Annotated in this window: 17 protein-coding genes; 8 read left to right on the top strand and 9 right to left on the bottom strand. The window is 64.3% G+C overall.

Translation table 11 applies throughout. From position 1 onward, the window contains the following. Positions 1–7: 7 nt before the first annotated feature. The 4 genes from FJ941_RS24505 to FJ941_RS24490 are packed head-to-tail and all read right to left on the bottom strand — an operon-like array spanning position 8 to position 3,836. Positions 8–1,171 carry an acyl-CoA dehydrogenase gene (locus tag FJ941_RS24505; protein WP_023772121.1) on the bottom strand — a complete coding sequence of 388 codons (1,164 nt, stop codon included), beginning with the start codon at positions 1,169–1,171 and terminating at the stop codon, positions 8–10. Positions 1,172–1,175: 4 nt separating this feature from the next. Beyond that, positions 1,176–2,270 carry a carnitine 3-dehydrogenase gene (locus tag FJ941_RS24500; protein ID WP_140509657.1) on the bottom strand — a complete coding sequence of 365 codons (1,095 nt, stop codon included), beginning with the start codon at positions 2,268–2,270 and terminating at the stop codon, positions 1,176–1,178. Continuing rightward, positions 2,267–2,896, bottom strand: coding sequence for an HD domain-containing protein (locus tag FJ941_RS24495; RefSeq protein ID WP_140509655.1), 630 nt, complete (start codon positions 2,894–2,896; stop codon positions 2,267–2,269). The genes FJ941_RS24500 and FJ941_RS24495 overlap by 4 nt, the downstream gene beginning before the upstream one ends. Positions 2,897–2,918: 22 nt before the next feature. Further along, positions 2,919–3,836 (bottom strand): 3-keto-5-aminohexanoate cleavage protein, encoded by a 918-nt coding sequence (locus FJ941_RS24490; RefSeq protein WP_140509654.1) that lies wholly within the window; start codon positions 3,834–3,836, stop codon positions 2,919–2,921. Positions 3,837–3,915: 79 nt separating this feature from the next. On the opposite strand from FJ941_RS24490, the gene FJ941_RS24485 reads away from it, so the two are divergent. Then, positions 3,916–4,896 (top strand): GlxA family transcriptional regulator, encoded by a 981-nt coding sequence (locus FJ941_RS24485; RefSeq protein ID WP_140509652.1) that lies wholly within the window; start codon positions 3,916–3,918, stop codon positions 4,894–4,896. Positions 4,897–4,956: 60 nt separating this feature from the next. Here the strand turns inward: FJ941_RS24485 and FJ941_RS24480 are convergent, their stop codons facing one another. Both FJ941_RS24480 and xylA read right to left on the bottom strand, forming a co-directional pair. Further along, entirely contained in the window at positions 4,957–5,166 is a 210-nt protein-coding gene (locus FJ941_RS24480) for a hypothetical protein (protein ID WP_140509650.1), read from the bottom strand. A 208-nt stretch (positions 5,167–5,374) separates the two neighbouring features. Then, positions 5,375–6,700 (bottom strand): xylose isomerase, encoded by a 1,326-nt coding sequence (gene xylA / locus FJ941_RS24475; protein WP_140509649.1) that lies wholly within the window; start codon positions 6,698–6,700, stop codon positions 5,375–5,377. A gap of 112 nt (positions 6,701–6,812) precedes the next feature. Here xylA and FJ941_RS24470 point away from each other — a divergent pair, with 112 nt between their 5' ends. Continuing rightward, positions 6,813–7,175 (top strand): nuclear transport factor 2 family protein, encoded by a 363-nt coding sequence (locus tag FJ941_RS24470; protein WP_140509647.1) that lies wholly within the window; start codon positions 6,813–6,815, stop codon positions 7,173–7,175. A gap of 197 nt (positions 7,176–7,372) precedes the next feature. Here the strand turns inward: FJ941_RS24470 and xylB are convergent, their stop codons facing one another. Both xylB and FJ941_RS24455 read right to left on the bottom strand, forming a co-directional pair. Then, positions 7,373–8,827: a xylulokinase gene (xylB, locus tag FJ941_RS24460; RefSeq protein ID WP_140509644.1), complete on the bottom strand. Its 1,455-nt coding sequence runs from the start codon at positions 8,825–8,827 to the stop codon at positions 7,373–7,375. Positions 8,828–8,907: 80 nt separating this feature from the next. Beyond that, positions 8,908–10,233 carry a tetratricopeptide repeat protein gene (locus FJ941_RS24455; protein WP_140509642.1) on the bottom strand — a complete coding sequence of 442 codons (1,326 nt, stop codon included), beginning with the start codon at positions 10,231–10,233 and terminating at the stop codon, positions 8,908–8,910. A gap of 226 nt (positions 10,234–10,459) precedes the next feature. Between FJ941_RS24455 and FJ941_RS24450 the strand changes: the two genes are divergently transcribed. Further along, the gene (locus tag FJ941_RS24450; protein WP_140509640.1) at positions 10,460–13,240 is read left to right on the top strand and encodes an autotransporter outer membrane beta-barrel domain-containing protein; all 2,781 of its coding nucleotides are present in this window, start codon (positions 10,460–10,462) and stop codon (positions 13,238–13,240) included. A 76-nt stretch (positions 13,241–13,316) separates the two neighbouring features. Here the strand turns inward: FJ941_RS24450 and FJ941_RS24445 are convergent, their stop codons facing one another. Further along, positions 13,317–13,940, bottom strand: a complete 624-nt coding sequence (locus FJ941_RS24445) for a LysE family translocator (RefSeq protein ID WP_140509639.1) — start codon at positions 13,938–13,940, stop codon at positions 13,317–13,319. Here FJ941_RS24445 and FJ941_RS29255 point away from each other — a divergent pair. From FJ941_RS29255 to FJ941_RS24425, 5 genes are all read left to right on the top strand, one after another. Beyond that, positions 13,939–14,181, top strand: coding sequence for a hypothetical protein (locus FJ941_RS29255; RefSeq protein ID WP_210242230.1), 243 nt, complete (start codon positions 13,939–13,941; stop codon positions 14,179–14,181). The genes FJ941_RS24445 and FJ941_RS29255 overlap by 2 nt on opposite strands. 11 nt (positions 14,182–14,192) lie before the next feature. Then, the gene (locus FJ941_RS24440; RefSeq protein ID WP_140509637.1) at positions 14,193–14,960 is read left to right on the top strand and encodes a L,D-transpeptidase; all 768 of its coding nucleotides are present in this window, start codon (positions 14,193–14,195) and stop codon (positions 14,958–14,960) included. Between the two features lie 98 nt (positions 14,961–15,058). Next, complete coding sequence (locus FJ941_RS24435) at positions 15,059–16,225, top strand: diphosphate--fructose-6-phosphate 1-phosphotransferase (protein WP_140509635.1); 1,167 nt, start codon at positions 15,059–15,061, stop codon at positions 16,223–16,225. Positions 16,226–16,304: 79 nt separating this feature from the next. After that, positions 16,305–16,979 carry an MBL fold metallo-hydrolase gene (locus FJ941_RS24430; RefSeq protein ID WP_140509690.1) on the top strand — a complete coding sequence of 225 codons (675 nt, stop codon included), beginning with the start codon at positions 16,305–16,307 and terminating at the stop codon, positions 16,977–16,979. 185 nt (positions 16,980–17,164) lie between these two features. Continuing rightward, positions 17,165–18,712: a DegQ family serine endoprotease gene (locus FJ941_RS24425; protein WP_140509633.1), complete on the top strand. Its 1,548-nt coding sequence runs from the start codon at positions 17,165–17,167 to the stop codon at positions 18,710–18,712. Positions 18,713–18,759: the final 47 nt, after the last annotated feature.

Here is an 18,759-nt window from a genome sequence, read left to right as displayed (position 1 = left end):
TCATGCTCTAAGCACCGAACGGGCGCAGCAGCGCCCGCGAAATAATATGTCGCTGAATCTCCGACGTGCCTTCCCAGATGCGTTCGACGCGGGCGTCACGCCAGATGCGTTCCAGCGGCAGGTCATCCATCAGCCCCATGCCGCCATGGATCTGGATCGCCTCGTCGGCGACGAAGGCAAGCATTTCGGTGGCCTTCAGCTTGGCCATGGCCATGTCCTGGTCGGTGACGGTGCCCTGATCGTACTTCCAGCCGGCTTCGAACACCATCAGGTCGGCGGCCTTCAGTTCCGTCGCCATGTCGGCAAGCTTGAACGACACGCCCTGGAACTTGCCGATCTGCTGGCCGAACTGCTGGCGCTGCGCGGCATATTCGACCGCATGGCCAAGCGCCCGCTCGGCGCGGCCTAGGCAGGTGGCGCCGACCTGCAGGCGCGTCGCGCCGAGCCAGGAATTGGCGACATCGAAGCCCTTGTGCACCTCGCCCAGAACCTGGGATGCCGGCAGGCGGCAGTCGTCGAATTCGAGGATGGCGTTGGTATAGCCACGATGCGAGACGTTGCGATAACCGTCGCGCACCGTAAATCCCTTGGTGCCCTTGTCGACGAAGAAGGCGGTGATCTTCTTTCGTTTTCCACGCGGTGAATCCTCCTCGCCCGAGGCCATGAAGACGATGGCGAAATCGGCAAGATCGGCGTGCGAGATAAAATGCTTGGTGCCGTTCAGCACCCAGTCGTCGCCATCCTGCACGGCGGTCGCCTTCATGCCGCGCAGGTCGGAGCCGGCGCCGGGCTCCGTCATCGCCAGGCAATCCCATTTCTCGCCGCGGATGCAGGGGAAAAGGTACTTTTCACGCTGCTCCGGCGTGCCGGCGAGCAGGATGTTGGAGGGGCGCGCAACGCAGGTCCAGTGCAGCGCGTAATTGGCTCGGCCAAGCTCCTTCTCGTAGAGCAGCCAGGTCACCGTATCGAGCCCCGCGCCGCCGACATCGGCCGGCATGTTCGCCGCATAGAGCCCGGCCTCGATCGCCTTGGCCTTGATCTCTTCGATCAGCTCGCGGCGCAGCACGCCGGTGCGCTCGACCTCGCGTTCATGCGGATAAAGCTCGTTCTCGACGAAGGCGCGCGTCGTCTCGACAATGAGTTTCTGCTCTTCCGAAAGACCGAAATCCATGGTCTCAGCCCTTCTTCTTTTTCTTCGGCTTTTCGGCCCGCTTCACCGGCTTGGCGGCCTTGGCCCTTTCGGCCGCCTTGGAAGCCACGGGCTTCTTCGCCGCCAGCTTGGCGAGTTGCTTGGTATAGTCCTTGTGCAGCGCGCCGGCGCCCCAGCCCTTGCCCTTGTTCTGCTTCGACAGCGCGTCCATGATCGCGACCAGATTGTCGTCACGGATCTTTTCCAGCTCGCGGATCGACAGGCCGTGCGCCTGGTCGTCCGACTGGGTGGCGATCAGGTCGACCAGCTCGTCGTTGAATTCCGGCACGTCCATCAGCTTGGTCCACGGCCATTTCAGGCACGGTCCGAACTGCGCCATGAAGTGGCGCATGCCGGCTTCGCCGCCGGCGACGCGATAGACCTGGAACATGCCCATCTGCGCCCAGCGCAGGCCGAAGCCGTAGCGCATGATGTCGTCGAGTTCCTCGACCGTGCAGATGCCGTCCTTGATCAGCCACAGCGCCTCGCGCCAGGCGGCTTCGAGCAGGCGGTCGCCGACGAAGGCCTCGATCTCCTTGCGGATGACGACCGGCTTCATGCCGATCGAGGCGTAGATTTCCTTGGCGACCTCGATCGCTTCGGGGAAGGTCTGGTCGCCGCCGACGATCTCGACCAGCGGCAGCAGATAGACCGGGTTGAACGGATGGCCGACGACCAGCCGCTCCGGATGCTTCTTCATCGCCACCTGCATGTCGGTCGGCTTGATGCCGGAGGTCGACGAGCCGACAATGGCGTTGGCGGGCGCATGGGTGTCGATCTCGGCCAGCACGCGATGCTTGAGGTCGAGCCGTTCCGGAACGCTCTCCTGGATGAAATCGGCATCGGCCACCGCTTCGGCGATGGTCTTGGCGAAGGTCAGCTTGCCTTCCTTGGGCAGGCCACCGGGAACCATCTGCTTGTAGGCGCGACGCGCGCCCTTCATCACTTCCGAGACCTTGCGCGAGGCCTCCGGATCAGGATCGAAGATCGAGACGTCGATGCCGTTCAAGAGCAGGCGCGCCACCCAGCCGGCGCCGATGACGCCGCCGCCAATGGCGGCCGCCTTGTTGATGATGCTCATTGAGAGGCTCCGGTTCTTGTCCTGGCGGTTTCGGGATCGGTCAGAGACACGCGCTCGCCGGCGCGAATGACCGACGGGTCATAGGCCTTGCGGGCGAAAACTTCGAGGACGAAGGGCCGGAAGAATTCGATCGGCAGCGTCTCGTAGTCGGGGTCGAAGCTCGACTGGTCCCAGCGCTCGCAGAACTGGTCGCAATCGTCGAAATAGGCATGGCCGGCGAAGCGGTCGCGCGCATGGCGATTGCCGCCGAGATGGTGGGCGTAGTAGAGGCGCTGGAAATCGCCGTGCTTCTCGACCACCCAGGTGCATTGCTCGCGCACGAACGGTTTCAGGATCGAAGCGGCGTATTCGTCGTGATTGTAGGGCGCGTAGATGTCGCCGATGTCGTGCAGCAGCGTGCAGGCGATCCAGTCGGTGTCGGCGCCGTCGCGCCAGGCGCGTGTCGCCGCCTGCAGCGAATGGCCGAGCCGGGTGATCTTGTAGCCGGAAAGGCCCTCGTCGAGCTGCACCAGCGCGTCGAGCAGCCGCTCGCCGGTCTTGGCCGCATAGTCTATTTCGTGGGCGGTCAGGAACTCGTAGTCTTGCCTGTCGCCATCCTTCATCGCGGTGAATTTTACGGTAGCCATATCGACCCTCCCTGCGAATAATTTATGCCGCTATCGGCGCTCGCTTGGTCAGGTTGAGCTTTTTGCGGACTTCCTCCGGTCCCAGGATCCTGGCGCCGAGATTGGTGACGATCGAGGCGGCGCGCTCGACCAGCTGCGCATTGGTCGCCAGAACGCCCTTGTCGAGCCACAGATTGTCCTCGAGTCCGACGCGGACATTGCCGCCGGCGAGCACCGCCGCCGCTGCATAGGCCATCTGGTTGCGGCCGATGGCGAAGGCCGACCAGTTCCATGTCGACGGCACGTTGTTGACCATCGCCATGAAGGTGTTGAGGTCGTCGGGCGCACCCCACGGCACACCCATGCAAAGCTGCACCAGCGCGTCGGGGTTGAGCACCTTTTCCTCGACCAGCTGCTTGGCGAACCAGAGATGCCCGGTGTCGAAGGCCTCGATCTCGGGCTTGACGCCGAGCGCCGTCATCATGCCGCCCATGGCGCGCAGCATGCCGGGCGTGTTGGTCATGACATAGTCGGCCTCGGCGAAATTCATGGTGCCGCAGTCCAGCGTGCAGATTTCCGGCAGGCATTGGCGCACATGTTCAACGCGGTTGGTGGCGCCGCCCATGTCGGTGCCCTTTTCGTTGAGCGGCAGCGGCGCTTCCGGCGAGCCGAACACCATGTCTCCGCCCATGCCGGCGGTCAGGTTCAGGATGACGTCGACGTCCGCCGCGCGGATGCGCTCTGTCACTTCGCGGTAGAGATGCACGTCGCGCCTGGGCTTGCCGGTTTCGGGGTCGCGCACATGGCAGTGGACGATGGCAGCGCCTGCCTTGGCCGCATCGATCGCCGAATCGGCGATCTGCTTGGGCGAGCGCGGCACATGCGGCGAGCGGTCCTGCGAACCGCCGGAACCCGTCACGGCGCAGGTAATGAAGACCTCACGGTTCATCGCGAGCGGCATCGAAACTCTCCTCCCATTCGAAACAGCCGCTAGCATCGCTCGACTTGATCAAAGCTGCTTTGCGTTTTACGAAGGCGATATGATCAAAAGCGAAAAACCGGATATCTTTCGCGCCGAGCGCACGCCGCTCAAGGTGACGTTGCTGGTGTTTTCCGGCTCGTCGATCATGTGCGTGGCCTCCGCCGTCGACCCGCTGCGCGCCGCCAATCGCATTTCCGGCGAGACCCTGTTCGATTTCAAGCTGGTCTCGGTGACAGGCGAGGCGCCGGTCACCACATGCGGCCTGCCGGTGGCGGTCAGCGGCCGTTTCGACGCCAATGAGGCAACCGATGTGCTTGTTGTCGTCGCCGGCTTCGGCACCCAAAACTATGCGACGTCGGCTCTCCTCTCAGCTTTGCGGCGGGCGGCGCGAGCGGCCCGTGCGTGCGGCGGCGTCGAGGCCGGCACCTGGCTGGTGGCGCGCGCCGGCCTGCTGGAAGGCCGCAGCGCCACCACCCACTGGGAGGACATGGAGGACTTTTCCTCGGCATTCCCCGGCGTCGATGTCCGGCCGGACCGCTACGTCATCGACGGGCCGGTGTTCACGTCGGGCGGAGCCTCGCCGACCTTCGACCTGATGCTGCATCTCATTCGCACGCGCCTCGGCATGGCGGTGGCGCTCGATGTCGCCAGCGTCTTCATCTACGACCAGGCGCGGGCCGCGACCGATGCCCAGCCGCTGGTCTCGCTCGGCCGGCTCGACGGCTATGATCCGCGGCTGGCGCAGGCGATCCGGCTGATGGAATCGCATGTCGATCAGCCGCTGACCATAGAGGCGGTTGCCAGGCGCGCCGGGGTGACAGCACGGACGCTGGAAAGCATCTTTCGCAAGTCGATCGGCGAGACACCGGGCGCCTATTATCTCAGGCTGCGCCTGGGTGCCGCGCGCCGGCTTGTGGTCGACACGCGGATCGCCATGGCGGATATCGCCGGGCGGACGGGGTTCTCGTCTGCCGCGGCCTTTTCCAGAGCGTTTTCAAGAGCTTTTGGCGAAGCCCCTGTGAGGCTTCGCCGGGGGTAGTGCAGGTCGCCCAAAACTGTGTAGCGGTTTTGGGCAACGACATGCACAGATAAAGAGAGCTTATGCCGCATTCTGGCGGTCGCTGCCGCCATCGATCTGCGAGCGCATCTGCCGCGCGAGATGGGTCTCGAAGCGGCTGGCAATGGCGCGGTCCCATTCATTGGTGCTGCGTGCGCCCTGCTTTGGATGCGGCATTGCCATCAGCCGGTCGATGATCGATCCGGCCTCGCCAGGTGAGAGCAGGGCGTCGATTTCACGTTCGTTCTGCATATCGGTTCGCCTCCTTCTTCCTCTCCCGCCACGAGCAATATCTATACGAGATTCGTGACGGCAGTTTGAAGGCAAGAGCTGGGCGATTGAGGGGCGCTTAGGGGCAAAACCTTGTCGTCGGTTTCAGCATGGCGCGCAAAAGGTTTCCGCGCGCCAAGCTCTCGAATCGCATGGTGCGCCGGCTTGGATTGCCGGCGGTCAGGCAGCGTCAGACGTAACGGTTGACGATGTTTTCGAGAAGTTCCTGGCGGCCGGAGCGCGGCTGCGGTTCGATCTTCTTCTTCACCACGCGCTCGGCGATCTCTTCCAGCGTGCGCTTGCCCGACAGCATCGCCTTGGCCTCGGCGCCGTTCCAGCCGGCGTAGCGTTCGGCGAGCGGAGCCGACAGCGCCTTGTCCTCGACCATGCGGGCCGCCGCCTTCAGGCCGCGCGCACAAGAATCCATGCCGCCGATATGACCGATCAGCAGATCCTGCGGGTCGAGCGACTGGCGGCGCAGCTTGGCATCGAAATTGGTGCCGCCGGTCTTGAAGCCGCCGGCCTGGAGGACTTGGTAATAGGCCAGCGCCATCTCCGGCACATTGTTGGGGAACTGGTCAGTGTCCCAGCCCGACTGGTAATCGTTGCGGTTCATGTCGATCGACCCGAAGACGCCGAGCGCATTGGCCAGCGCCAGCTCATGCTCGAAGGAATGGCCGGCCAGGATAGCGTGGCCCTGCTCGATGTTGAGCTTGACCTCCTTCTCCAGGCCGAAGCGCTTGAGGAAGCCGTAGACGGTCGCGACGTCGTAGTCATACTGGTGTTTTGTCGGCTCCTGCGGCTTCGGCTCGATCAGGATGGTGCCCTTGAAGCCGATCTTGTGCTTGTAGTCGACGACGAGGTTCAGGAAACGGCCGGCCTGTTCCTGCTCGCGGGCAAGGTCGGTATTGAGGAGCGTCTCATAGCCCTCGCGCCCGCCCCACAGCACGTAATTCTCGCCCTTCAGCCGCTTGGTGACGTCGATGCAGCTCTTCACCGTCGCGGCGGCGTAGGCGAATACATCCGGATCGGGATTGGTCGCGGCACCCGACATGAAACGGCGATTGGAAAACAGGTTCGCCGTGCCCCAGAGAAGCTTGACGCCGGTCTGCTTCATCTTGGTGGCGAAATAATCCGCGATTTCATCGAGGCGGGCCGCACTTTCGGAGAAATCCTTGCCCTCGGGCCGCACATCGGCGTCGTGGAAACAGAAATAAGGCGCGCCGAGCAGCGAGAACATCTCGAAGGCGACATCCGCCTTCAGTTTCGCCAGTTCCATCGTGTCGACGCCGCCGGCCTTGGGGAACCAGGGACGGTCGAAGGTCTGGCCACCGAACGGGTCGCCGCCCGGCCAGGCGAAGGAATGCCAGTAGGCGACGGCAAAGCGCAGATGGTCTTCCATCCGCTTGCCGGCCACCACTTCGTCGGGATTGTAGAAGCGATAGGCCAGCGGATTGGTCGAATCCGGGCCCTCATATTTGATTTTCTGGATGTCGCCGAAAAAGCCGCTGCTCATGTTCTCTTCCTCTCCAAGATAGTTTTGCCTGATTACCTCAGGCGTAATTGGTTTCACGCCGGCGCTGGTAGAAAGCGGTCATGTCAAAACCGTCAAACGAAGGAGACAGACCATGACCGACCTCAACACGATCGCCCAAAATTACATCACCGCCTGGAACGAAGCCGATGCCGACCGCCGGGCGGCCTTGCTCAGGGCTGTTTTCACCGAGGACGTCAGCTATCGCGATCCGCTCATGCAGGGCGACGGCCATGAAGGCGTCGCGGCGCTGATCGACGGTGTGCAGCAACGCTTTGCCGGCTTCCGCTTCTCGCTGAAGGGCACGCCGGACGGCTTTGCCGACAAAATCCGCTTCTCCTGGAACCTCGGGCCCGAGGGCACCCCTTCCGTCATCGAAGGCACCGATATCGGAATCATCGAGAACGGCCGCCTGAAGAGCGTCACCGGTTTCCTGGACAAGGTGCCGGCTCAGTGAGGGCAACTTGGAAAGGGGGATGCGAGGCGCCCCCCTCTGGCCTGCCGGCCATCTCCCCCTCAAGGGGGGAGATTGTCTGTTTTGGCTGTTTTCGCCAATAACCAACATTGCAGAATTGTCGCCTACGGTGAAACTGCCGATCTCCTCCCTTGAGGGGGAGATGCCCGGCAGGGCAGAGGGGGGTGCCTGGCGCCAACTCACGCGGTTACTGCTTTGATCGCCGGATACAGTGCCCGGTAACGCTGGTAAGCATCCGCGTAGGCACCGGCCAGACCGGAATCTGGTTCGATCGTGGCGTCGGTCTTCGGCGCGGAGCACACAGCCAGCGGATCGGCGCCGGTCGCGGCTATCAGGCCGAGCCGAGCGGCACCAAAGGCGGCGCCGAAATCGCCGTCGGCGGGGATGTCGACCGGCAGTTGCAGCGCGGTGGCGATCGCCTTCAGCCAGTAGCGCGAGCGCGAGCCGCCGCCGATCGCGGTCACGCGCGTCAAGGTCGTGCCGGCCGTCTTCAACGCTTCGAGGCTGTCGCGGAAGGCAAACGCGACGCCTTCGAGCACGGCCTGGGTTAGCACGGCGCGGCCCGATTCATGCGCTAAGCCAGTGAAGGAACCGCGAACGGCCGAATCATTGTGTGGCGTACGCTCGCCTGAGAGATAGGGCAGGAAGGACACGCCGGTCGGCGCCTTCAGCGCCTCGCCGAGTTCCGATGTCAGCTCGCCGGCGCCCTTGCTCGTGATCTCGCACAGCCAGTTGAGTGAATCGGTTGCCGACAGGATGACGCCCATCTGGTGCCAGGTGTCGGGCAGCGCATGGCAGAAGGTGTGCACCGCGCTTGCCGGGTTCGGCAGGTAGGACGCGTTTGCGGCAAACAGCACGCCCGACGTGCCGAGCGAGACAAAAGCCTGGCCGGCGCCGACCGTGCCCATGCCGCAGGCGGAAGCCGCATTGTCGCCGGCGCCGCCGGCGATCGGGATGCCAGCCTGGATACCCCATTGCGATGCGAGTTCGGCACGCAGACCGCCAGCTTTCGCGGTGCCCTCGACCAGCGCTGGCATATGGCTCTCGTCAAGCGATGTCGCGGCGAGCAGGTCCGCGGACCAGCGGCGCTTGCCGACGTCGAGCCAGGACGTACCGGCCGAGTCGGACATTTCGGAAATATGTTCGCCGGTCAGCCAAAGCCGCAGGAAATCCTTCGGCAAAAGCACCTTTGCCACCTTGGCGAAGACAGCGGGCTCGTTGTTCTTCACCCAGGCGAGTTTCGGCGCGGTGAAACCGGGAAATACAATGTTGCCGGTGAGCGCGCGGAAGCGTGGATCGGCATCGAGGGCCGCTGCCTCGAGATGGCTACGCGTATCGTTCCACAGGATGCACGGGCGCAGCACATGATCGGCCGCATCGAGCAAGGTCGCGCCATGCATCTGGCCGGACAGGCCGATGCCCTTCACCGCGGCGAACTGCTTGGGATAGGACGCCTTCAGTTCGGCGATCGCGTCCTCGCAGGCGCGTGTCCAATGCAGCGGATCCTGTTCGGACCAGCCAGGATGTGGCCGAGAGACATCAAGCGTGCCATGGCCGGAGCCGATGACGCCCTGTCCGGCATCGATCAGCAGCGCCTTGACGCCCGATGTGCCCAGGTCGAGGCCGAGATACATGGTTTCCTCCCACGTCTTTATTTTTTTCGGAGTCCGAAAAAATATACTTGAGCAGTTTTTAAGGCAAGATCCGCTCCGGGTCAATTCTCTGACAAATCGGCGGCGCGTCGCGAAAACAGCGCCGCCAGCGGACTGTCCGGGCGCGCCGTCGAGCGCTCCGTCGTCAGTGCCTGGGCGAGCGCGCCGTCGCCGGCGCGCAGGGCGGCCTCGATCAGCGTGAGATCGATGACGTCGCGCTGCGCGTGGCTGCCGCCAAAGCGATGGGCGATGGCCCGGATCGGACCGATCAGCCGGATGGTTTCGGCGTAGTTGCCCTCTCCGAACGCCTTGATCGCAAGCGTCAGGGGATGTCCGACATCCCGCGTGAAAACCGCGTTGTCGTCATTGCCCCGCATCGCCTCGCGCTGTGCCTCGAGCAAGATCCGGGCCGGAGCGTCGAGCCCGGCGCCGACAAAGGCCATCATCGCGTGGGCGTCGTTGAAGGCATAGTTGCCGGCGCCGGCCTTGGGCACCCAATTGGCGGCCAGTGTTGCCCAGCGGTCGCCGACATCGACGCCACCGAGATGGAGCCGCCACAGGATCGCCGATGCATCGACCATGTTGAGCGCCAGCGTCGATCTGGTGCCGTAGATCGGCCGGTCATAGAGCGCCAGCACCTCGCAGGTTTCGCCGAGATCGTAGTGGAACAATGCAAGGTGCCACCAATTGTGGACCTGGAGGAAGCTCTCCTTCGTCCAGGCTTCGGGATCGGCACGCATCCAGGCAATGCCGTCCCTTTGCCGGCTTTGCATTTCCATCACATGCGCCACCGCATGTTGCGCCCAGCCGTCGCGCGGTTCGATCTCGACCGCTGTACGACCCAGTCTTTCGGCCTGCGTATACTCGCCCATCTCTTCGAGCCCAAAAGCCTGCATGCCGAGGATGGCGTGGTAACCCGGCATGTCGGTCTGCCATGACGACAGGGCACGGGCGATGCGGTCGCGTAGCATGCGGGCGTTGCCGGTGAAGAAATCGACCTGGTGTCCGACCTGGAGCGCCAGGGCGTCCAGCGGGAAATCGATCGCTATGTCCTGCAGGATGCCGGAGGCCTGATGCCAGCGCCCGTTGGCAAGGTGGCCGAGGGCCGAGACATGCGCCCGCTCGCGCGTTGTCGCGGCAAGCGGCAGCGCCGCCTTGTGGCAGGTCCTGGCCATGGCCGTCGCCTCCGGTTCGGTGGCAAGGCCGAAAAGATAGCCCTTGAAGACATGCGCCATGACGAAACCGGGGTCCTGCGCGATGGCACGGTCGACGGAGTTCACCGGATCGCCAACGAAACACTGCAATTCGCGCACGGCCTGGCCGTAGGGTGCGAATCCCGCGTCCGTCGCGCCCGAAAATGCCAAGCCGGATGCGTCCCGGATAGTCATGCGAGAGTCCTTGGTCGGCGCCCCATGGGCATGATGCCCCTCGGTCCAACATGATCTTAAAGCATGGGTCACGGCAACGCCAAATCACGGGCACATCTGCACCATGTCAGATATTTTTGCAGTTCATCAACCATGAGAGGCAGATTAGGCTTTGTAAAAGCGAACGAATTGTGGCTTCATTGCGGCGCTGGTAAGGGGCTTAAATCGCGATCTGAGAGGGGACGCGATGCGGCATTTTGAAATACAGCTTCCGAACAGCGGCTCGGAGCACATCGGCAAGGCTATTTCTTTGGCGCGGCGAAGGCCCAGGCGAATTAATCCTGGGTTTATTAGCTTACTTGCAACTACATCTCTGATGTTGCTGCCTGGCTCCGCGGCCTTCGCGGCATGCGTGCTGGTTCCGTCTCCGGGGAATGACATCTTCACTTGCGATAGTGGCGATTCGGGCGGCAGCCTCAACGATACCGTCGGCAACAACACGCTGACCTTTCCCGCCGGCGGTACCGGCCAGGTGAGCGGCAACGTCACTTTCGGCGCCGGCACGGACCGCATCGACATGCAGTCCGGCACCATCACCGGCACGGTCGATCAGGGTGACGGCACGGATTTCTTCACCATCGGCAGCGGCATCGTCTCCGGCAATGTCCAGCAGGGCGCCGGCATCGACGACTTCAACATGAGCGGCGGGCAGGTTGGTTCGCTGAACCAGGGCGACGGGCTGGACACCTTCACCATGACCGGCGGGCGCATCATCGATTTCTTCGACGACGGCGACCGTGCCGTGATGACCGGGGGCCGCATCGGCCGTGTCAACATGAAGCTCGACAAGAACTATTTCAACATGTCGGGCGGCATCATCGACCGCAACCTCGTCACCGGCTTCGATCAGGACACCATCATTCTCTCCGGGGGCACGATCGGCGGCAACATCAGCGTCAGCGGCGGCAACGACAGCGTGACGATAACAGGCGGCACGGTAGGCGGCGATGTGCTGATGAGCTTCGGCGCCGACAATTTCGTCTGGAACGGCGGCGGCATCATCTATGGCTCGGTCGACCTCGGCGCCGACAACGATACCGCCAAGCTCAGCAATCTCACCAAGGCCAATCTTGGCGGAGCCGATGCGCTGAATGGCGGCCTGGGCACCGATGCGCTCACCTTCGACAACGTCAAGCTGGACGGCATCGCCAGAGTTCAGAACTGGGAAACCATCGACGCCACCAACGACACCCAACTGATCCTGGACGGCAATCTCGTGCTGGGCGACAGCGGCACGGGCACCGGAAAGCTCAGCGTCGACCAGGCAAGCACGCTCTATGGCGGCGGCTTCAACAGCTCCATCCAGGCCTTTACCGCGGGACAGTTGGCCGAAGTGGTCAATGCTGGCCGCATCGACCTGACCAACGGCAGCACCGGCGCCACCGATCGCCTGACCATATCGGGCAACTATGTCGGGATGGGCGGATTGCTCCTCCTCCAGACCGAGCTTGGCGACGACAGCTCCGCTTCCGACCGGCTGGTGCTGTCCGGCGGCACGGCCTCGGGCTCGACCGGCATTGCCGTGGTCAATGTCGGCGGCGCCGGGGCGCAGACCACCGCCGACGGCATCATGCTCGTCCAGGCGGTCAACGGCGCCACGTCGAGCGCCGGCGCCTTTGCCCTTGATGCGCCGGTCGCTGCCGGCGCCTTCGAGTATTATCTCTTCAAGGGCGGCGTCAGCGCCGGCAGCGAGCAGAACTGGTATCTGCGATCGACCCTGAACACACCGGCAACACCGGCCGCTGGGCCGTCGGCGCTTGAACCGCCGCCGCAGCCAGAGCCGGAGGCGCCGCGGACCGAGCCGCCGCCCCCACCGTCCGAGCTGCCGCCGGTGCCAGTGCCGACCGATGGCGACATCAACAACCCGCCGGTCGATTCGACACCGCCGGTGCAGGCGAGCGACCCCGAGCCCGAGGCGCCACCGGCACCGCCGCCAGCGCCGCCAGCGGATCCGCCACCGCCACCGCCGGTGGTGCCGACCGCCGTGCCGGACCTGCCGACGCCGGCAGCCGGCGAGACGATCCTGCTCTACCGCGTCGAGGTGCCCACCTACTCGGCCTTGCCGCCGGTGGCCGAGCATCTGGCGATGACGACACTCGGCACCTTCCACGAGCGGCGCGGCGAACAGAGCCTGTTGTCGAACGCGGAGCTGTCGCTGGTCTGGGGCCGCATCTACGGCCAGGACGCCAAGATGGGCTGGTCGGGAACGGTGTCGCCGTCCTTCGACGGCACCTTGTTCGGCCTGCAGGCGGGCTTCGACGTCTTCGGACGCGAAACCGCGTCGGGGCCGATCGATCGCGCCGGCCTGTTCGTCGCCTATGCCAGCATGAAGGGCGATGTGCGCGGCCAGGCACTGGGGCAGAATGATCTGTCCGTCGGCAAGCTCGACGCCAACGGCACCAGTGTCGGCGGCTACTGGACCCGCATCGGCCAGGGCGGCTGGTACCTCGACGGCGTCCTCATGGCCACCTTCTTCGGCGGCGACGCCACGTCGTCGCGCGACGTCGGTATCGATATTGGCGGAACAGGTGTCACCGCCTCACTGGAGGGCGGCTATCCCATAGCGCTGGCGCAGGGCTGGACGCTCGAACCGCAGGCGCAACTGATCTGGCAGCATCTGTCGCTCGACGATACCAAGGATCGTTTCTCGTCGGTTTCCTTCGACAGCGACGGCAGCGTCACCGGCCGGCTGGGCGCTCGCCTGCAAGGCGAGACCACTGTCAACGGCATAGCGCTGCAGCCTTACCTCAAGGCCAATATCTGGCATGATTTCGGCGGCACCGACCGTGTCAGCTTCGGCACCACCGACATCTCGACCGAGGGCAGGTCGACCTCGTTCGAGTTCGGCGGCGGTATCGTCGCCAAAGTGACGGACAAGGTCAGCATCTTCGCCACCGGCGACTACACCACCGGCGGCGACAAACGCCGCATCCTCGAGGGCAATCTGGGCTTCAGCGTCAAATGGTGAAGCAAGCAGCTGTGACGAGGTTCAGCCTGCCTGCAAATGGTCCGACCTGAATCTCAACACACCTTGGATGCGTTTCTCAATTGCTGGACCGCATCGCCACCGTGGCGATGCCGGCGCCGACCAGCAGCGTGCCGCCGGTGCGGTTGAAGATGCGGATCGCCTTGGGATTGCGCACCACGTTGCGGGCGCGTGCCGCGATCAGCGCGTAACCGAAGGCGTTGGCGAAGGCGAGCGCCAGGAACGTCGTCTCGAAAATCAGCATCTGCGTCCAGAAATTGGCATGCCGGTCGAGAAACTGCGGCAGGAAGGCGACGAAGAAGGTGATGCTCTTCGGGTTGAGCGCGGTGACCAGCCAGGCATGCGCCATCATCTTGGCCGACGACACCGTGTCGGTGCGCGGTTCGGCCTTCAGCGTACCGCCGGCGCGGAACAGTTTCACGCCGAGATAGATCAGATAGCCGGCGCCGATCAGCTTCAGGACGGTGAAGACAGTGGCGGAAGCCGCAAGCAGCGCGCCGATGCCAAGCATCGACAGGGTCATGGCGGTGAAGTCGCCGAGCGCCACGCCGACGGCCATCGGCAAGGCCGTGCGCCAGCCCTGGCCCAGCGCATAGGACACGACCAGAAGGATGGTCGGGCCCGGGATGATGAGAAGGATGCTCGACGCGGCAGCGAAGGCGGCCCAGTTTTCGAAGGACATGCTCGTCTCCCTTGAGCTTAAAGAAGAGGATAAATCCTTGGGTCCCGAAGAATGTAAAGGGCCGAATCTTTGTTTTCGCGCATTCCGGCCCGGCAACCGGCACAATTGCGCCAGCGGCAACTCGGTGTCAGGTCGCGCCGCTCAGCAAACGCAAGCAGCACAAGGCATTCACGCTTTGTCAACCATGAATGATGAAAATGCCCGCTATCCGGCCGGACCGTGCTTCCCGCCGAAAGCGTAGGGTTTGGGTATATGCGTGAGTTGCCGCAAGGTCCGACGCCGCCACGAAACGGCGACGCAATCGAAACCGATTTTCTTCTCTCCCGCCGTGCCGTCCTTTCCGGGGCCGGCGCTTTGGCGCTGCTCGGCGTCGCCGGCTGTTCGACTTCGGGTGGCGGCGACCTGCCGGCGCTCCAGCTCGACGATACGGTCACGGGTTCGGTGCCGATCCGGCCCTCGATCAGCGTCGACAAGAACATCACCAGTCCCGACGTCATGTACGCCTCCTTGACTGACCACGGCTTCAACGTGCCCGAGGTGCCCTATCTCAAGGTCAAGCCGGAATTCCGCCGCCAGATCGTCGTCGACACCACTGGCGAGGCGCCCGGCACCATCGTCGTGCATCTCAAGGAACGCATGCTCTATCTCGTCCAGCCGGGCGGCGACGCCATCCGCTACGGCGTCGGCATCGGCAAGGATGGCTTTCGCTGGTCTGGCCGCGCCAACATCCAGTACGGCCGGGAATGGCCGACCTGGACGCCGCCGCCCGAAATGATCCAGCGCAAGCCCGAACTGGTGAAGTGGCAGGGCGGCCAGCCCGGCGGCCTCACCAATCCGCTCGGCGCCCGCGCGCTCTACATCTACCAGGACGGCAAGGACACCGGCTACCGCATCCATGGCTCGCCCGAATGGTGGAGCATCGGCCAGGCGATGTCGTCGGGCTGCGTGCGCCTGATCAACCAGGACATCATCGACCTCTACAGCCGGGTATCGAAGAAAAACCCGGTCGTCGTCATGTGATCGTGGCCGCGGATTGCGGCCGCCAGACTCTTCCGTTGCGCGAGGCGACAAGACAGGCCAAGGTGCCTTGAAAACCATCGCCTCGGGAGACGTCAGGAATGGCCGGAACTTTTGTCATCGCGCAGGGCGGCGGCCCGACCGCCGTCATTAACCAGACCGTTGTGGGCGCCACGCTGGAGATCCGCAAGCGTCATCCCGGCGCCAAGGTGCTGGGCTCCATCCACGGCGTGCGCGGCATCCGTGACGGCAACTATGTCGACCTTTCCGCCATCCCGGAGGACCGGCTGCGGCTGATCGCCGGAACGCCGAGCGCCGCCCTCGGCTCGACGCGCGACAAGCCGGATGCCGCCTATTGCGAGGTCATCCTGAAGGGCCTGCAGAAGGCTGGCGCCGACGCCTTCATCTATATCGGCGGCAACGACACTTCGGGCACGCAGCAAATCCTGACCGATGCCGCCGGCGGCAAGATCGCCTTCGTCCATGCGCCGAAGACGATCGACAACGATCTCGAGGAAAACGACCATACGCCGGGCTTCATTTCGGCGGCCGAATTCGTCGCCGGCGCCTTCCTGTCCGTCGATCTCGATTTCCGCGCGCTGCCCGGCATCTATGTCGGCATCGTCATGGGCCGGCATGCCGGTTTCCTGACCGCGGCGGCGGCAGCCTGGCAACTCGATCCCGACAGCGGCCCGCATCTCGTCTACGTGCCGGAGCGGCCGTTCTCCGCCGCCGGTTTCATCGACGACGTGCGCGCCACGCTCGACCGCCACAAGCGCTGCATCGTCGCCGTGTCGGAAGGCGTCAGCACCGCCGACGGCAAGGCGCTGGTCGAAAGCCTGGTGCCGGCGGATAAGCTCGAGCGCGACCAGCACGGCAACGTCAAACTGTCGGGCAGCGACCTGCCGGCGGCGCTCGAACGGGCATTGGCCGACGGGCTGCCGGGCAAGCGGGCACGCGTCGACGCACTCGGCTACATGCCACGCGGCTATGTCGGCGCCATCAGCGCGGTCGACGCGCAGGAGGCGTTCGATGCCGGCGCCTTCGCGGTCGGCGTCGCCGAACAGGGCGGCGGCTCGGTGGCGTTGCAATATGATGGCAGCAAGATAGTGCTGAAGAAGGTGCCGCTGAAAAACGTCGCCGGCAAGACCCGCCACATGCCCGACGATTACATGAAGCCCGACGCCAACCAGCTTTCCGAGACCGGCATGGCCTATCTCAAGCGGCTGGTGCCGGAAAAATACAAGGTCGGAAAGCCGTTCGTCTGATGCCCGGCCTGCACATTATCCGGATTCTCACGTGAACTCAGGCTGGTTCTCCAGGCACATCGTCGACGACAGGACGACGATGCTGACCGAGCCGTTCGTGCACGACTATGTGCGCGCCAACATCTGGCATCTGACCGGCCGCGATGCCGACCTTCTGGTCGATACCGGCATGGGCATCTGTCCGCTGGCGCCGCAGATAAGGACGCCCGAAGGCAAGCCGCTTCTGGTCGTCGCCACCCATATCCACCTCGACCATGTCGGCTCGCTGCACGAATTTCCGCTGCGGGCCGGGCCAAGGATGAGCGCGGCGCAATTCGAGAGCATGGATGAGGCCGCGACTTACGCCTACATGTTCCACGATCTCAAGGGCGCCGTTTCGAAACTGCCGGCGCCAGGCTGGAAGTCGGCCGACTATGCGATAGCGCCGGCGCCGTTGACGCGTATGCTCGACGAAGGCGACGTGGTCGATCTCGGCGACCGCCGGTTTCAGGTGCTGCATCTCCCCGGGCACTCGCCGGATTCGATCGCGCTGTTCGATGAGGCCGACGGCCTGTTTTTCAGCGGCGACGCCATCTATGACGACACGCTGATCGACGATTTGCCGGATTCCGACCGGGAGGCCTATCGCGACACGATGCGCCGGCTGCTCGACCTGCCGGTCCGCATCGGCCATGGCGGCCACGGCCCGAGTTTCGACGGCAAGCGCATGCGCGAAATCGCGTCGGCCTATCTGCGGTCCGTAAGCGCGCCCTGAATTAAATCTTCGTAAGGTCTGGCAAAACCCCTAAATCGCGCGGATCGGCGCCCTAAATAGTTGTTGTCGATCCGGCCGGCCGCCATGCGTGGCGAGGCAGGCAAGCCCGGCCGCCGACACGCCGACGGGCACTCTCCCAGGAAGACCCGCGGCGCGGATCAACCCCTCGCCCGGACAGAACGACCATGTCAAACCTGAGCATTCTTCGTAGGCATCGCGTCGCCGCCCTGCTGGGCGCTGCGCTGCTGGCATCTCCCTTTGTCGTCTCGTTCGCCGACGGCGCGAACGGCGTCGGCACGGGCAACACGGTTGCAACGACGCAGACCCCCGTTGCCGGGACCATGGCCCCGAGGGGGTCGTTGGCGCCGATCGTGGCCACGACCAAGCCGGCCGTCGTGACCATCACCACGCTCATGAAAGCACGGCCTGAAGCAATGAACGGGACGTCGCCCTTCGACGGCAATTCGCCCTTCGACGATTATTTCCGACAGTTCTTCGGCGATCAGGGCATGCCTGGTCCCAAGACGCCTCCGCAACAGCAGCTGCCGCGCGCCGAGGCGCTCGGTTCGGGGTTCATCGTCGGTGCCGACGGCACCATCGTCACCAACAACCACGTCGTCGACGGCGCCTCCTCGATCAAGGTCACGCTCGACGACGGCACGGAGCTTCCGGCCAAGCTGGTCGGTCACGATACCAAGAACGACCTCGCCGTACTGAAGATCAACGCGGGCAAGTCGTTGCCAACCGTGAAATGGGGTGACTCCGACAAGCTCATGACGGGTGATCAGGTGCTGGCGATCGGCAATCCGTTCGGCATCGGCACCACGGTCACGGCCGGCATCGTCTCGGCGCGTGGCCGCGATTTGCATAGCGGGCCCTTCGACGATTTCATTCAGATCGACGCGCCGATCAATCGCGGCAATTCCGGCGGCCCGCTGGTGGACGTCAATGGGAATGTCGTCGGCATCAACACGGCGATCTTTTCGCCCAATGGCGGCAGCGTCGGTGTCGGCTTCGCCATTCCGTCGGACCAGGCTGAGAAGGTGGTCGCCAAGCTGATGAAGGGCGGCAACATCGAATACGGCTATCTCGGCGTCGAGATCCAGCCCGTCACCCCGGATGTGGCAAGCGCCATCGGGCTGGACCATCCCAGCGGTGCCTTGGTCTCGCAGGTCAATGACGGGTCGCCCGCGGCCAAGGCCGGCGTCGAGACCGGCGACGTCATCACCGGCTTCGCCGGGCAGGACGTCAAGGATCCCAAGGACCTGTCACGAGCCGTCGCTGACGTCGCGCCGGGCGCCAAGGAGAGGCTGGATGTCTGGCGCAAGGGCAAGGCCATGCGGATCTCGGTGGAGGTCGGGCGCAACAGCGACGATGTGAAAACGGCGTCGACCGATGACTCCAGCGCGCCGAGCACCGAGCAGGGTTCTCGCGTGCCGGCCGTCGGCCTCGGCTTGATGGATATCACGCCGGACATTCGCCAGCAGATGAACCTCCCCGAGAACGAGCACGGCGCGGTGGTTGCGAGCGTCAATCCTGACAAGCCGGCAGCGGCTGCCGGCATCCAGCCGGGCGATGTCATCGTCGCCGTCAACCAGGCTCCGGTGAAGAGCGCGAAGCAGGTGACCCAAGCGATTGCCCAAGCCGGCAAGTCCGGACGCAAATCGGTGCTGCTCCTGGTGGAACGTGGCGACACGCAGATCTATGTCGCCGTGCCGTTCGCCAATGGCTGACACCTGACACCGGCGTGGCGGGCTTGTGGACGACCCCGCCACGCCGG

Origin of the sequence: Mesorhizobium sp. B2-3-13 (genome assembly GCF_006442195.1) — a bacterium.
In the GTDB taxonomy this organism is placed as follows: Bacteria; Pseudomonadota; Alphaproteobacteria; order Rhizobiales; family Rhizobiaceae; genus Mesorhizobium; species Mesorhizobium salmacidum.
This window is presented reverse-complemented; position numbering and strand designations above follow the sequence as displayed.

Excerpts from the sequence above, each read along its gene's own strand:
- FJ941_RS24505 (WP_023772121.1), bottom strand. The coding sequence starts at position 1,171 with ATGGATTTCGGTCTTTCGGAAGAGCAGAAACTCATTGTCGAGACGACG.
- FJ941_RS24500 (WP_140509657.1), bottom strand. The coding sequence starts at position 2,270 with ATGAGCATCATCAACAAGGCGGCCGCCATTGGCGGCGGCGTCATCGGC.
- FJ941_RS24495 (WP_140509655.1), bottom strand. The coding sequence starts at position 2,896 with ATGGCTACCGTAAAATTCACCGCGATGAAGGATGGCGACAGGCAAGAC.
- FJ941_RS24490 (WP_140509654.1), bottom strand. The coding sequence starts at position 3,836 with ATGCCGCTCGCGATGAACCGTGAGGTCTTCATTACCTGCGCCGTGACG.
- FJ941_RS24485 (WP_140509652.1), top strand. The coding sequence starts at position 3,916 with ATGATCAAAAGCGAAAAACCGGATATCTTTCGCGCCGAGCGCACGCCG.
- FJ941_RS24480 (WP_140509650.1), bottom strand. The coding sequence starts at position 5,166 with ATGCAGAACGAACGTGAAATCGACGCCCTGCTCTCACCTGGCGAGGCC.
- xylA (WP_140509649.1), bottom strand. The coding sequence starts at position 6,700 with ATGAGCAGCGGCTTTTTCGGCGACATCCAGAAAATCAAATATGAGGGC.
- FJ941_RS24470 (WP_140509647.1), top strand. The coding sequence starts at position 6,813 with ATGACCGACCTCAACACGATCGCCCAAAATTACATCACCGCCTGGAAC.
- xylB (WP_140509644.1), bottom strand. The coding sequence starts at position 8,827 with ATGTATCTCGGCCTCGACCTGGGCACATCGGGCGTCAAGGCGCTGCTG.
- FJ941_RS24455 (WP_140509642.1), bottom strand. The coding sequence starts at position 10,233 with ATGACTATCCGGGACGCATCCGGCTTGGCATTTTCGGGCGCGACGGAC.
- FJ941_RS24450 (WP_140509640.1), top strand. The coding sequence starts at position 10,460 with ATGCGGCATTTTGAAATACAGCTTCCGAACAGCGGCTCGGAGCACATC.
- FJ941_RS29255 (WP_210242230.1), top strand. The coding sequence starts at position 13,939 with ATGCTCGTCTCCCTTGAGCTTAAAGAAGAGGATAAATCCTTGGGTCCC.
- FJ941_RS24445 (WP_140509639.1), bottom strand. The coding sequence starts at position 13,940 with ATGTCCTTCGAAAACTGGGCCGCCTTCGCTGCCGCGTCGAGCATCCTT.
- FJ941_RS24440 (WP_140509637.1), top strand. The coding sequence starts at position 14,193 with ATGCGTGAGTTGCCGCAAGGTCCGACGCCGCCACGAAACGGCGACGCA.
- FJ941_RS24435 (WP_140509635.1), top strand. The coding sequence starts at position 15,059 with ATGGCCGGAACTTTTGTCATCGCGCAGGGCGGCGGCCCGACCGCCGTC.
- FJ941_RS24430 (WP_140509690.1), top strand. The coding sequence starts at position 16,305 with ATGCTGACCGAGCCGTTCGTGCACGACTATGTGCGCGCCAACATCTGG.
- FJ941_RS24425 (WP_140509633.1), top strand. The coding sequence starts at position 17,165 with ATGTCAAACCTGAGCATTCTTCGTAGGCATCGCGTCGCCGCCCTGCTG.